The organism is Streptomyces sp. NPDC001744 (assembly GCF_042892575.1).
In the GTDB taxonomy this organism is placed as follows: domain Bacteria; phylum Actinomycetota; class Actinomycetes; order Streptomycetales; family Streptomycetaceae; genus Streptomyces.
The window spans coordinates 1-14,689 of the sequence record NZ_JBIAUG010000031.1 but is presented as its reverse complement, the minus strand read 5'-3'; the positions used below and the strand labels follow the sequence as shown (position 1 = coordinate 14,689).

General features: G+C 76.2%; 5 protein-coding genes. All 5 read left to right on the top strand.

Annotation, left to right across the window (positions count from 1 at the left end; genetic code table 11):
• Window positions 1-78: 78 nt before the first annotated feature.
• On the top strand, window positions 79-1,113 hold the full coding sequence (locus ACFYZY_RS27895; RefSeq protein WP_388699499.1) for a TauD/TfdA family dioxygenase: 1,035 nt from the start codon (window positions 79-81) through the stop codon (window positions 1,111-1,113).
• A gap of 8 nt (window positions 1,114-1,121) precedes the next feature.
• Window positions 1,122-2,966 carry an amino acid adenylation domain-containing protein gene (locus ACFYZY_RS27890; protein ID WP_388699498.1) on the top strand — a complete coding sequence of 615 codons (1,845 nt, stop codon included), beginning with the start codon at window positions 1,122-1,124 and terminating at the stop codon, window positions 2,964-2,966.
• A 68-nt stretch (window positions 2,967-3,034) separates the two neighbouring features.
• Window positions 3,035-6,991: a condensation domain-containing protein gene (locus tag ACFYZY_RS27885; protein WP_388699496.1), complete on the top strand. Its 3,957-nt coding sequence runs from the start codon at window positions 3,035-3,037 to the stop codon at window positions 6,989-6,991.
• 156 nt (window positions 6,992-7,147) lie between these two features.
• A complete protein-coding gene (locus ACFYZY_RS27880) occupies window positions 7,148-14,332 on the top strand; it encodes an amino acid adenylation domain-containing protein (RefSeq protein WP_388699495.1) in 7,185 nt (2,394 codons plus the stop codon).
• Window positions 14,329-14,544 (top strand): MbtH family protein, encoded by a 216-nt coding sequence (locus ACFYZY_RS27875; protein WP_388699494.1) that lies wholly within the window; start codon window positions 14,329-14,331, stop codon window positions 14,542-14,544. Before ACFYZY_RS27880 ends, ACFYZY_RS27875 begins: the two co-directional genes overlap by 4 nt.
• Window positions 14,545-14,689: the final 145 nt, after the last annotated feature.

Sequence of the window (14,689 nt, the reverse complement as noted above, 5' to 3'; positions counted from 1 at the left end):
TACGGCACGACCGCACGCGGCGTCCGTCCGGCCCGCCGCCACCCACGAACCCCTCCCACGGAAGGCGAGGAACCCGCCATGACCACCTTCGTCCCGAGCCCGGCCGCCGCCGGCGTCACCGTCGTACGGGAGCCCGGCAAACCGGCCGTCCTCCACACGCCCGCCTTCGGCACCATGGCGGAGGCCACCGCGTGGCTGTCCGCGCGGCGCCCCGACATCCAGGCCGAACTGCACCGCTCCGGCGCCCTCATGCTGCGCGGACTGCCCGTGACGGACGCGGCGACCTTCGCCGAGGCACGGGACGCGCTGATCGCCGAGCGCGCCGGGTACAAGGAGAAGGCCACCCCGCGCACCGACTTCGGCGAGGGCGTCTTCTCCTCCACCGACCTGCCCGCCGCCCAGCCGATCCGCCTGCACAACGAGAACAGCTACACCCTCGACTTCCCCGGCGTGCTGCTCTTCGGCTGCGTCACCGCCTCCGAGACCGGCGGGGCGACCACGATCGGCGACATGCGGCAGGCCCTCGCCCTGCTCCCGCGCGACCTCGTGGACCGGTTCGCCGAAGCCGGCTGGCTGCTGGTGCGCAACTACTCCGACCTGGCGGGCATGCCCTGGCGCAAGGCGTTCTCCTCGGACGAGCCGGCGGGCGCCGAGGAGTACTGCGACGCCCACGCCATCGGCTACGAATGGCTGGACGAGGACACCCTGCGCACCCGCCAGCGCCGCTCCGCGATCATCACCCACCCGGTGACCGGCGAGCGCGTCTGGTTCAACCACTTCGCGTTCTGGAACGCCCGCAGCCTGGACGAGGACGTCCGCGAGGTCCTCACCGACACGTTCGGCGAGGACGGCCTGCCCTTCCAGACCCTCCTGGGCGACGGCACCGCCCTCACCGACGCCGAGGTGGACGCCGTCAACGACGCCTACCGGGCGGTCACCGTGCGGGAGAGCTGGCGGGCCGGCGACCTGATGCTGGTCGACAACATCCTCTGCGCCCACGGCCGGGAGTCGTACACCGGGGACCGCAAGATCCTCGTCGCCATGGGCGAGCCGGTGCCGCTGTCCGCCTGCTCCCCGACCTCCGCCCCCTCCACCGCCCCGTACGGAAGGTGAACCCCGCCGTGACCGCCGTCCTCCCCGAGCGCCCCGCCACCCTCCCGCAGGAGCACGCCGCGGACGCCCGCGCCGCCGCCGGCACCGGCGCGGCCGACCTGCTCGCCCGGCTCGCCGCCGCCCCCGGCGGCCGTACCGCCGTCGTCGCGGGCGACCGCACCCTCACCTTCGACGAGCTGCGGGCCGAGGCCGCCACCGTCGCGGCCCGGCTCGCCGCCCTCGGCGCCGGCCCGGAGAGCGTCGTGGCGCTCTGCCTGCCGCGCGGCGCCGGCCTCGTCGCCGCGATCATCGGCACCCTCACCGCCGGCGCCGCCTACCTGCCGGTCGACCCCGCCCTGCCCGCCGAGCGCCGCCGCTACCTCGTGGAGGACTCCCGCGCCGACCTGGTGGTGACGGACGGCACGGCCGGGTCCCCGGCCCCCGGCACCCGCGCCGTGACCGTCGCCGAACTGACGGACGCCCGCGACGGCGTCCCCGTCCCGTACGAGCCCGTCCCGGTCACGGCCGGCACCCTCGCCTACGTCATCTACACCTCCGGCTCCACCGGACGCCCCAAGGGCGTGGAGATCGGCCGCGGTGCCGCGTCCCTGCTGCTGCGGGAGCTGGAAGAGGCGGGAGCCGCCACCGGCGAGGGCCGCCGGGTCGGCTGGAACGCCTCCCCGTCGTTCGACGCGTCCGTACAGCAGTGGGTACGGCTCTGCCGGGGCGACACCCTCGTCGTGATCGACGAGGAGACCCGCCGCGACCCGGCGCTCCTCGCGGCCTTCGTCGACGAACAGGTCCTCACCGACCTGGACATCACCCCGTCGCACGCGGACCCGCTGCTCGACCTGCTCACCCCCGGTGGCGGTCCGCGCCCGCTGACCCTCCTGGTCGGCGGCGAGGCGATCGGCCCGGCACTCTGGGACCGCCTGGCCGCCGCCCACGCCTCCGGCCTCCTGCGCGCCCTCAACCTGTACGGGCCCACCGAGTGCACCGTCGACGCCACCCTCGCCCGGATCGACCGCCCGGACGAGCCGCACATCGGCACCGTCCTGCCCGGACTCCGGGCGCGGCTCCTCGACGGGAACCTCGCCCCGGTGGGGGAGGGGGAGACCGGCGAGCTGTACCTGGCCGGTCCGCGCGTGGCCCGGGGCTACCGGCACCGCCCGGGCCTGACGGCGGAACGCTTCGTCGCCGACCCGTCCGGAGCCCCCGGCGGACGCATGTACCGCACCGGCGACCGCTGCCGTCTCCTCCCCGGCGGCCGGCTCGTCTACCTCGGCCGCGCCGACGGCCAGGTCAAACTGCGCGGGCACCGCGTCGAACTCCCCGAGATCGAGGCCGCCCTCACCCGGGTGGACGGCGTCGCCGAGGCCGCCGTGGTCCTCGGCGAGGACGCGGGCGGCACCCCCGGCCTGATCGCCTACCACCGGGGCGGCGACGCCACCGCGCTCCGCACCGCCCTCGCCGCCGTGCTGCCGCCGTACATGGTCCCGTCCGCGTACGTCGCGGTGGACCGGTTCGCCACGACGCCCAGCGGCAAGCTCGACCGGTCCGCGCTCCCCACCCGCGTCGCGGCCCCGGCCGGCCCCGCGCCCAGGTCGGCCGGGACCGGCGCCGCCGACGGGCCGAGCGGCCCGGCGGAGGAGCTGATCGCCCGCGTGTGGACGCAGGTCCTGGGCGCCGCGTCGATCGGCCCCGACGACAACTTCTTCAAGCTCGGCGGCCACTCCCTGCTCGCCATCAAGCTGGTCTCCCGGGTGCGGGCCGAACTCTCCGTGGCCCTGCCCGTCAAGGCCGTCTACGCCCACCCGCGACTGCGCGACCTCGCCGCCCACATCGAGGAGCTGACGGCCGCGAAGGACGCCTGACCGTCACCCGCGCCCCGCGGTCCCCGTCCCCGGCCCCCGCCCGCACCCCACCCCGAGGAGCAGCAACCGTGATCCCCCTGTCCTACGCCCAGCGCCGGCTGTGGTTCCTGAGCCGGCTGGAAGGCCCGTCGTCGGCGTACAACGCGCCCGTGGTGCTCCGCCTGGAAGCGATGCCCGACCCGGGGGCGCTGGAGGCGGCGGTACGGGACGTGACGGAGCGGCACGAGGTGCTGCGGACGGTGTACCCGGTGCGGGACGGCGAACCGTACCAGCGGATCGTCGACGCGCCCGAACTCCGGTTCGAGGTCGAACGGGGCACGGCCGCCGGGGACGTGCGGGCGCGGGCGACGGCCTTCGCCCGGACACCGATCGACGTGACCACCGAACCGCCGCTCCGGACGAGGCTGTTCGAGGTGGAGGACGGGACGGCGGTCCTGGTACTGCTGGTCCACCACATCGCCACGGACGGCTGGTCGGTGGGCTGCCTGCTCACGGACCTGGACCTCGCCTACCGCGCCCGCGCCGGGGGACGTGCCCCGGACTGGGAGCCGCTGCCCGTCCAGTACGCCGACTACGCCCTCTGGCAGCGCGACATGCTCGGGGACCCCGGGGACCCCGACAGCACCGCGCACGAACAGCTCGCCTTCTGGCGCGAGGCGCTCGACGGCATTCCGGCGGAGACACGGCTGCCCGCCGACCGTCCGAGGCCGTCCGACCCCGGACGGCGGCGGGGTGAGGCGGTCTCCCTGGACCTGGACGCCGGAACCCACCGGGCGCTGACCGGACTCGCCCGTGCCCGGCGGGCGACGTTCTTCATGGTGGTGCGGGCCGCGCTCGCCCTCGCGCTGCGGGCGGCGGGCGCGGGACCGGACGTGGTGGTGGGGACGCCGGTGGCGGGGCGGCCCGAGGAGGCGCTGCACGACCTGGTGGGCTTCTTCGTGAACACGCTGGCCCTGCGGACCGACCTGCCGGACCGTCCCACACCGGCCGAACTGGTGGACCGGGTGCGGGAGACGGACCTGGCGGCGTTCGCGCACGAGGACCTGCCGTTCGACCTCCTGGTGGAGGACCTGAACCCCGAGCGGTCCCTCGGCCGGCACCCCTTCTTCCAGGTCCTGGTCAGCGCGCGGACCGCGCGGGACGCCCCGTACCGCCTGGGCGGCATACCGGCCGTCCTCGACGGCGCCGACCTCGCCGCCGCCAAGTTCGACCTCTCCTTCGACTGCCTGGAGCGGTTCGGCCCGGACGGCGAACCGGACGGTCTGCGGCTCGGACTGCAGTACGCGACCGACCTGTACGACGAGGAGACCGCGCTCCTCCTCCTCGGCCTGTTCCGGCGGGCGCTGACGGCGCTCGCCGAAGGGCCCGCCGACACGCGCCTCGACGCCGCCCGTCTGCTCACCGACGGGGAACGGCGGGACCTGGACCGGCGCCACGAGGCCCTGGCGGCGGCCGAACGGTGCCGGGCGGACGGCGGGAAGGAGCCGCGCGAGGACGGACGGGCGCGTGCCGCCGCCGACCCCCGCGAGGAGATCCTCCGCGGTCTGTTCGCGGAGGTCCTGGGGCGGGAGGAGGTGTCACCGGAGGAGAACTTCTTCAAGCTCGGCGGGCACTCCCTCCTCGCGGGCAGGCTCACCAACCGCGTGCGCGGCGCCCTCGGCCTCCAGGCCGCGCTCCGTGACGTCTTCCTCGCCCCGACCCCGCGCCGGCTCCTGCGGCGCCTCGGCGAACGGGGCACCGGACCCGCCCGCCCGGCCCTGCGGCCCGTACCGGAGGAGGCGCGGCCCGAGCGGATACCGCTCTCCTTCGCCCAGCGCCGGCTGTGGTTCCTGAACCGGCTCGAAGGACCGAGCGCCACCTACAACATCCCCCTCGCGATCCGGCTCCACCGCCCCCTCGACCCGGCCGTGTTCGCCGAGGCCCTCGCGGACGTCACCGCCCGGCACGAGGTGCTGCGCACCGTCTACCGGTCCACCGGCGGCGAGCCCCACCAGCAGGTCCTCGACGGCGTCGCGCCCGTCCTCGAACAGGTCCGGGCCGACGGCCCGGACGCGCTGCGGGCGGCCGTGGACGAGGCCGCCGGGCACGTCTTCGACCTGGCCGCGGAGATCCCCTTCCGGGCCCGCCTCGTGACCGACGGCGACGGCGGCCAGGTGGTGGTGCTGCTGCTGCACCACATCGCGGGCGACGGCTGGTCCACCCCGTGCCTCCTGGCCGACCTCGACACCGCCTACCGCGCCCGTGCCGAGGGACGCGCCCCGGACTGGAAGCCGCTCCCCGTCCAGTACACCGACTACACCCTCTGGCAGCACGACCTCCTCGACGGCGAACACGGCGAGCACGACGAGCAGAGCGAACGGGGTGAACGGGCCGAACACGCCGGGGACGGCCGGCGGGGCGGACGCAGCCTCGCGGAAGCGCAGCTGGCCCACTGGCGGACCGCCCTCGACGGACTGCCGCCGCTGCTCGCCCTGCCCACCGACCGGCCGCGCCCGGCGGAGAGCGACGGAGCCGGCGCCCTCACCGCCTTCGACGTGGGCGCCGCCACCCACCGCGCCCTGCTGCGCCGCGCCCGGAGCGACGGCGCCACCCTCTTCATGGTCGTGCAGGCCGCCCTCGCCGCCCTCCTCACCCGGCACGGCGCGGGCACCGACATCGCGATCGGCACCACCGTCGCCGGCCGCGCGGACGACGCCCTGCACCCCCTCGTCGGCTTCTTCGTCAACACGCTGGTCCTGCGCACCGACACCTCCGGCGACCCCGCCCTCACCGACCTGACGCGGCGCGTCCGCGAGGCGGGACTCACCGCCTACGGCAACCAGGACCTGCCCTTCGACCGGCTCGTCGAACACCTCAGCCCGCACCGCTCCGCCGCCCACGCCCCGCTCGTCCAGGTGATGCTCCAGGTCCACGCCGCGAACACCGGGGCGGCCCCCGGCGCCCCGAACGTCCTGGACGGCGAACCGGTCGCGTTCCGGACCACCGGCGCCAAGTCGGACCTCACCTTCGCGCTCACCGAACTCACCGGCGCCGACGGCGCCCCGGCCGGCCTGCGCGGCGTCCTCGAATACGCCACCGCCCTCTACGACGAGGACACCGCCCGCCTCCTGGCCCGGCGCCTCGCCGAGACCCTCGACGCGTTCGCCGCCGACCCCGGACTCCCGCTGTCCGGACTGCGGTACGGCCCGGAGGCCCCCGCGGGCCCGGAGACCGTACGGGACGAGCGGGGACGCCCCGTACCCGTACGGGTGCCCGGCGAGGTGTACGGGCCGGCCCCCGGCGGCGGTGCGCGGCCCACCGGCCGACGGGCCTTCCCCGCAGCCGACGGCACCCTGCGGCCCGTCGCCACCCTCACCGCGGGCGGTTACCCGGTGGAGCCCGGCCGCGTCGAGGACGTCCTCACCGGCCGGCCCGGCGTGACCGGCGCGTCCGTCGCCGTCCGGGACGACCGGCTGTACGCGTACGTCACCCGCGCGCCCGGGGGCCCCGGCGGGGAGGAGCTGCGCGACCGGGCCGCCGAACGGCTGCCCGAGTACCTGGTCCCCGCCCGCGTCGTCGTCGTGGACCGGCTGCCCGCCCCCGGCGAACACCCCGCCCTCCTCCCCGAGGAGGAGACCCGGGAGACGGCGGCCCCGGACGGCGGGGAGGAGGAACTGCTCGCCCTCTTCCGGGCCGTCCTCGGCGGCCGGCCCCTGGGCCGGAACGACAACTTCTTCAAGTCCGGCGGCCACTCCCTCCTCGCGGTCAGGCTGCTCAACCGGATTCGTGCCGAGTTCGGCCGGGACCTCACCCTGCGGGACGTGTTCCGCAACCCCACCGCGGCCTCCCTCGCCCGGCGCCTGGCCGACGCCGCCGGAGCCGGACCGGCCGCCGGAGCCGACGCACCCGGTGGAACCGGAGCCGGGGCCGTCCCCGGCAGGGCCGCGCCGGCCGCTCCGCCCGCCCCCGGCGGACCGGCGACCCGCCCGCCCGCGGCCCCGGCACTGCGCCGCCGCACCAGGGCGGGCGCGCGACGGGCCCGCTGACGGCCCCGCACCGGCAGCTCCGGACGGCCCTTCTGCCGCCCGGAGCTGCCGGGCCGACTGCCCCGGAAGCGGGGGCGCCGCGCCTAGCGTGAAGGGCACGGAGGCGAGAGGAACCGTTCGCCCCGGTCTCTCGGCCCCTTACCGGAGGAACCCAGCATGCCCCCCAGCGGAACGGACGACCTGCTCGACGGCGGACCCTCTCCCGTCCCCGCCCCGCCCGTACTCGACCTGATCGCCCATCAGGCGCGCACCCGCCCCGGTGCCCCCGCCCTGGTCCACGCCGACACCCTGCTGACGTACGCGCAGCTCGCCGCGGCCGTGGACGCGAGGGCCCGGGAGCTCGCCGCCCGGGGAGCGGGGCCCGGCCGCCTCGTCGCGCTCCACCGGCCCCGGGGCGTCGACGCCGTCGTCGGCCTCCTCGCCGTCCTCACCACCGGCGCCGCCTACCTGCCGCTCGACGTCCAGGCCCCCGACGCCCGCAACGAGGCCATCCTCAAGGACGCCTGCGGCGACCTGGCACCCGCCCCGGCCGAGGTCGCCCGGCACGGCGAACTCGTCCTCGGCGGACCCGGCACGGAAGCGGGCGCCGCCTACGTCATCTACACCTCCGGGTCCACCGGCACCCCGAACGGCGTCGTCGTCGCCCACGACTCCCTCGCCCACTTCGTCGCCGGCGCGACCCCCGCCTACGGCATCGGCCCCACCTCCCGGGTCCTCCAGTTCAGCCCGCTGCACTTCGACGCCAGCGTCCAGGAGGTCTTCGCCACCCTCGGCGCGGGCGGCACCCTCGTCCTGCGCACCGACGACATGCTCGACGTCGGCGAACTCCTCGCCGGCTGCGAGCGGTACGGCATCACCCTCCTCGACCTGCCCGCCGCCTACTGGCACGAACTCGTCCACGTCCTGACCACCGGCTCCGTCCGTCTCCCGGACCACCTGCGCACCGTGATCGTCTACGGCGAGGCCGTCCTGCCCGAGCGGATCGCCCAGTGGCGCGGACTCGTCGGCGACCGGATCCGGCTGCTCAACGGCTACGGCCCGACCGAGACCACCGTCGTGGCCACCGTCGCCGACCTCACCCGGCACGAGACCGGACCGGTCCCCATCGGCCGCCCCCTGCCCGGCGTCCGCGCCGCCGTCGTCGACGGCGAACTCTGGCTCCTGGGCGGCGGCCTGACCCGCGGCTACCTGCACCGCCCCGAGCTGAACGCCCGCCGCTTCACCACCCTGGACGGCGAGCGCGCCTACCGCACCGGCGACCTCGTCACCCTCGGCGAGGACCGGCAGATCCTCTACCACGGACGCCTCGACGACGAGGTGAAGATCGGCGGCCAGCGCATCGACCCCGCCGCCGTCGACTCCGTCCTCGCCGGCCACCCCGCCGTCCGGGAGGCCGCCGTCGTCGCCCAGCAGGACGACGACGGGGTCAAGCGACTGGTCGCCTTCGTCGTCACCGGGGGAGGCACCGGCGCGGAGGAGCTGCGCGCCTGGGTGCGGGACCGGATGCCGCCCGCGGCCGTGCCCGCCGTCAGCGTCGTCGTCGCCCTGCCCCGCACCAGCTCCGGCAAGATCGACCGCAAGAGGCTGCGCACCACCGACCCGCGCCTGCCCGTCGTCCACGAGGAGCTCCCGCCGGCCGGGGACCGGGTGCCGCTCTCCCACGCGCAGCGACGGCTCTGGCTGGTCAACCAGTTCGACGGCCCGTCCGCCGCCTACAACATGCCGGTCGTCCTCCACCTGGACGCGGCGCCCGACCGCACCGCCCTGGCCGCCGCCGTCACCGACCTCGCCGAACGGCACGAGGTGCTGCGCACCGTGTTCCCCGCGCCCGAGGACGAGCCGTACCAGCACGTCCTCGCCCCCACCGCCGTCCGGCTCCGCACCGTCGAGTGCCCCGCCGCCGACCTCCCCGCCCGGGTCGCCGCCTTCACCGCCGAGACCTTCGACCTCTCCCGCGAACTCCCCCTGCGCGTCGCCCTCTTCCTCCCCGACGAGGGACCCGGCGCCACCCTCGCCGTCCTGCTCCACCACGTCGCCGGCGACGGCTGGTCCCTCACCCCCCTCATGACCGACCTGGCCCGCGCCCACGCCGCCCGCGCCGGGGGCGCCGCGCCCGACTGGGAGCCGCTGCCCGTCCAGTACGCCGACTACACCCTCTGGCAGAACGACGTCCTCGGCGCGGACGACGACCCCGACTCCCTCGTGGCCCGGGGCCTGGCCCACTGGCGGGCCGCCCTCGACGGCCTCCCCGACGCCACCGGCCTGCCGCTCGACCGGCCCCGGCCCGCCGTCCGCGACCACGGCGGCGCCCAGGTGGCCACCGCCCTCGAACCCGCCGTCCACGCGCGGCTCGTCCGCCTCGCCGAGGAACACGGCGCCAGCCTCCTCATGGTCCTCCAGGGCGCCCTCGCCCTCGCCCTGCGGGCGTCCGGCTCCGGCGACCGCGTGGCCCTCGGCACCCCCGTCGCCGGACGCGACGACGAAGCCCTCGACGACCTGGTCGGCTTCTTCGTCAACACGCTCGTCCTGCCCACCGACACCTCCGGAGACCCCGCCTTCACCGACCTCCTGCGGCGGGTCCGCGACACCGACCTCGCCGCCTTCGACCACCAGGGGCTCCCCTTCGACCTCCTCGTCGAACACCTCAACCCGCCCCGCACCCCCGGCCTCCACCCCCTGTTCCAGGTGATGCTCACCCTGCGGACCGGCGGGACCGGCGACGGGACCTTCCGGTTCGGCACGTCCGAGGGCCGGTTCGCCGCGGACGGCCCGGCCACCACCAAGTTCGACCTCACCGCCGCCTGCGAGGAGCTCCGCGACGCCGACGGCGCCCCCGCCGGAATCCGGCTCGCCCTGGAGTACGCCACGGACGTCCTCGACGAGTCCACCGCCCGGCTCCTCCTCACCGCCCTCGAACGCGCCCTGCGCGCCGCCGCCGACCGCCCCGGCGACCCCGTCCCGGACACCGCGCTCGTCGCCCCCGCCGACCGGCTCGCCCTCGACGGACGGAGGGCCCGCGCCGCCGAGGCCGCGCGGGAGGAGGCCCGGTCCGCCGCGCACACCGCCGAGGAACCGCCCCCGGCCCACGTCGACACCCTCCGCGCCCTCTTCGCCGAAGTCCTCGGCCTGGACCACGTGGGCCCGCACGAGGGGTTCTTCACCATCGGCGGCCACTCCATGAGCGGCGTGCGCCTCGCCAACCGCGTCCGTGCCCGCCTCGGCGCCGACGTCCAGGTCCGCGACCTCCTCCTCGCCCCCACCCCCGACGCGCTCGCCCGCCGCATCGCCGCCCAGGAGGCCGACGGCGCCGGTTCCGCCGGTGCCACCGGGACCGCCCGGCCCCGGCCCGTCCCGCGCCCGGACCGGCCCGCCCGCCTCCCCCTCTCGTACGCCCAGCGCCGGCTGTGGTTCGTCGACACCCTCGAAGGACCCGGAGCCTCCTACAACATCCCCCTCGTCCTGCGGCCGTCCGTCCCCCTCGACCCGGACGTCCTCGCCCGCGCGCTCACCGACGTCTCCGACCGCCACGAAGTGCTCCGCACCCGCTACCGGGCCGTCGACGGCGAACCCCACCAGGAGGTCCTGACCGGGGTCCGCCCCCCGCTCGACGTACGGACCGTCCCCGCCGCGCGGCTCCCCGAGGCCGTCGCCGAGGCCGCCGCGCACGTCTTCGACCTCGCCGAGGACACCCCGCTGCGGGCCACGCTCCTCCTGCCCGACGACGAACGGGAACGGCCCGGTGACGGCGGACAGGTCCTCGTCGTCCTCGTCCACCACATCGCCGCCGACGGCTGGTCCACCGGACCGCTGCTCGCCGACCTCGCCACCGCCTGCCTCGCCCGCGCCGCGGGCCGCGCCCCCGACTGGGAACCGCTGCCCCTCCAGTACGCCGACTACACCCTCTGGCAACGGGACCTGACCGACGGACCGGCCGCCCGCGCCCACCTGGAGTTCTGGGAGAAGACCCTGGCCGGCGCGCCGCCCGTGCTCGACCTGCCCTGCGCCCGGCCCCGCCCCGCCGAGGCCGCCCACCGCGGCGGACACGCCCCCGTCACCCTCGACCCCGCCACCCACCGGGCCCTGGAAACCCTCGCCCGGAACAGCGGCACCACCCTCCTCATGGTCCTCCAGGCCGCCCTGGCCGCCGTCCTCACCCGGCACGGCGCCGGCACCGACCTGCCGCTCGCCACCATGACCGCGGGACGCGACGACGAAGCCCTCGGCGATCTGGTCGGCTTCTTCGTCAACACCCTGGTGCTGCGCACCGACACCTCCGGCGACCCCACCTTCGCCGAACTCCTCGAACGGGTCCGGCGGGCCGACCTCGCCGCCTACGCCCACCAGGAACTCCCCTTCGACCGCGTGGTCGAACACCTCAACCCCGTCCGCACCACCGCCCACCACCCGCTGGCCCAGACCGTCGTCCAGCTCCACCACGACTACACCCGCGACGCGCCCGGCACGACCACCGCGCGAAGCCTCTTCCGGGACGGCGGACCCGCCCTCCTCGACACCGTCTCCACCAAGTTCGACCTGACCTTCGCCCTGACCGAGCGGCGGGACGCGGACGGCGGCCCCGGCGGCCTGACCGGCGGCCTGGAGTACGCCACGGACCTGTTCGACGCCCCCACCGCCGCCCTGCTCGCCGCCCACCTCGACCGGACCCTGCGCGCCGCCGCGACCGACCCCGGCGTACGGATCGGGGACATCGGCCTCCTCACCGACGCCGACCGGTTCCTGCTCACCGTCGCGCACAACGACACCGCCACCGTGCCGCCCGCGGGCCCGGACACCGTCCACGAGCGGATCGCCCGCCGGGCCGCCCGCACCCCCGGGGCCCCCGCGCTGATCACCGACGACGAGACCGTCACGTACGGCGAGCTCGACGCCCGCGCCGACGCGCTCGCCGCCCGCCTCCGGGCGGCCGGAGCGCGCCGCGGCGACACCGTGGGCGTCCTCCTCGACCGGGGCGTTCCCCTGGTGGTGACGGCGCTCGCCGTCCTCAAGTGCGGCGCCGCCCACCTGCCGCTGGACCCCCGCCTCCCCGAGGCCAGGATCCGGCTGATGACCGAGGACGCCGGGGCCCGCCTCGTGGCGACCGACACGGCGCACGGCGCCGCGCTCCCGGAGGGCTTCCCCGCCGCCGTCCTCGCCGTCGACGCGCCCGGCACGGCACCGGGGGAGGACGACCACGAGGACGCCCGCGCCACCGGGGACGACCTGATGTACGTGATGTTCACCTCCGGTTCGACCGGCCGGCCCAAGGGCGTCGGCGTCACCCACCGCAACGTCCTCGAACTCGCCGCCGACCGCGACCTCGCCAGGGGCGGGACCCGGCGGATGCTGGTGCACTCCGCGACCGGCTTCGACGCCTCCGTCTTCGAGACCTGGGTGCCGCTGCTCGGCGGCGGCAGCCTCGTGATCACCCCCGGCGACGGCACCGACCTCGCCGAGACCGCCCGCGCCGTCCACCGGCACGGCGTCACCGACGCCTACTTCACCGCCGGCCTGTTCCACGTCATGGCCGACGAGGGACTGGACACCCTCCGCTCGCTGCGCGAGGTGTGGACCGGCGGGGACGTCGTCTCCCCGGCCGCCGTCCAGCGGGTCCTCACCCACTGCCCCGACACCGTCCTCGTCCACTCCTACGGGCCCACCGAGACCACCTTCGCCTCCCACAACCAGTGGTTCACCACCGGGCGGCGCACCCCGCGGGATTCCGGCGTCCACCTCGGGCGGCCCATGGACAACACCCGCGGCCACGTCCTCGACGACGCCCTGCGACCCGTGCCGCCCGGCGTCCCCGGCGAGCTGTACATCGCCGGCGCGCACGTGGCACGCGGTTACGTCGGCCGCCCCGGCACGACCGCCGAACGCTTCGTCCCCGACCCCTTCGAGAACGACGGCAGCCGCATGTACCGCACCGGCGACCGCGTCCTGTGGACCCCCGGCGGCGAACTCCGCTTCCTCGGCCGCGCGGACGGCCAGATCAAACTGCGCGGCGTGCGGATCGAACCCGGCGAGGTCGAGCGGGCGCTGGCCGAGCACCCCGCCGTCGGCCAGGCTCTCGCCGTGGTCCGCGAGGACCGGCCCGGCGAGAAGACCCTCGTCGGCTACGCCGTCCCCCGCGCCGGGCGCTCCGTCACCGGGGCCGAACTCCTCGCCGCGGCCCGGGCGACGCTCCCCGAACACCTCGTGCCCTCCGCGGTCGTCGTCCTCGACGCCCTGCCGCTGACCGTCAACGGCAAACCCGACCGCGCCGCGCTGCCCGCCCCCCGCGGGTCCGCCCCGGCCGGAGGAGGACGGCGGCCCCGCAACGCCCGCGAGGAGGTGCTGTGCGCCCTGTTCGCCGAGATCCTCGACGTGCCCGATGTCGGCATCGACGACAACTTCTTCTCCCTGGGCGGCCATTCCCTGCTGGGCGTCCGCCTGGTCAACCGCATGCGCGGCGTCCTGGGCGTCGAGCGCACCGTCCGCGACCTCTTCCGCCTGCCCACCCCCGCCGGCCTCCTCGGGCCGGACGGGGCCGGAGCCGGGGACGGGACCGGAAACGGCGGTGACGGCACGGCCGCCGCCCTGGGCGTCCTGCTGCCGCTCAGCACCCGGGGCACCCGCCCCCCGCTGTTCTGCGTCCACCCCGGCACCGGCGTCGGCTGGGCCTACGCGGGCCTCGCCCGCCACCTCGGCGACGACCAGCCGCTGTACGCGCTCCAGGCCCGCGCCCTGGGCGACCCCGGCCACCGGCCGCGCAGCGTCGAGGAGATGGCCGACGACTACCTGGAGACGATCCGCCGCGTCCGGCCCCGGGGCCCCTACCGGCTGCTCGGCTGGTCCTACGGCGGCCTCGTCGCCCACACCATGGCGGTACGCCTCCACGAGGCCGGCGAACACGTCGAACTCCTCGCCCTGATGGACGTCCACCGGACCGGACCCGGCAGCGTCTCCGTACTGCCGCCGGAGGAGCGGACGGTGGCACCCGTCGAGGACCCCGCCGGGGCGATGGCACGGATCCGCCGCGAGGACCCCGTCCTCGCCGGCTTCTCGGACGAGGAGCTGCGGGCGGTGCTGCGCGCCTCCGAGACCCACGCCGGACTCATGGCCCGGCACGTGCCCGGTGTCGCCGACACCGACGTGCTGTTCTTCACCGCCCGCAGGCCGGGGGAACCGGAAGGTGCCCTCGCCGCCACCTGGATTCCCTTCACCCAGGGGATCGTCGACAACCACACCGTCGAATGCGGCCATCTCGAAATGGTCGAACCGAAGCCACTCGCACACATCGGAAGAATTCTCTCGGAGAAACTCTCCGCCCTGCAGAAGAAGGAAACGAGGAGCCAGTCATGAGCGATTCCGTCAACCCGTTCGACAACGCCGAGGGAACCTTCCGCGTCGTCGTGAACGACGAGGGCCAGCACTCCCTGTGGCCGGACTTCGCGGACGTCCCCGAGGGCTGGACCAGCGTCCACGGCCCCGCCGACCGGGCCGGCGCCCTGGAGTACATCACGACCCACTGGACCGACATCCGCCCGCGCAGCCTCGTCGCCCAGTACGCCTGACGCCCCGCCGGGACACCCGGAAAGGCGGCGCGCCCCCCCCCCCCCCCCCCGGGGGGGGGCCGCCCGGGGTTGGGGGGGGGGGGTTGGGGGCGGGAATAACGGCAATAAAATTGCGGGGCGTTGTGGCGCGCCCCCCAAACCCCCC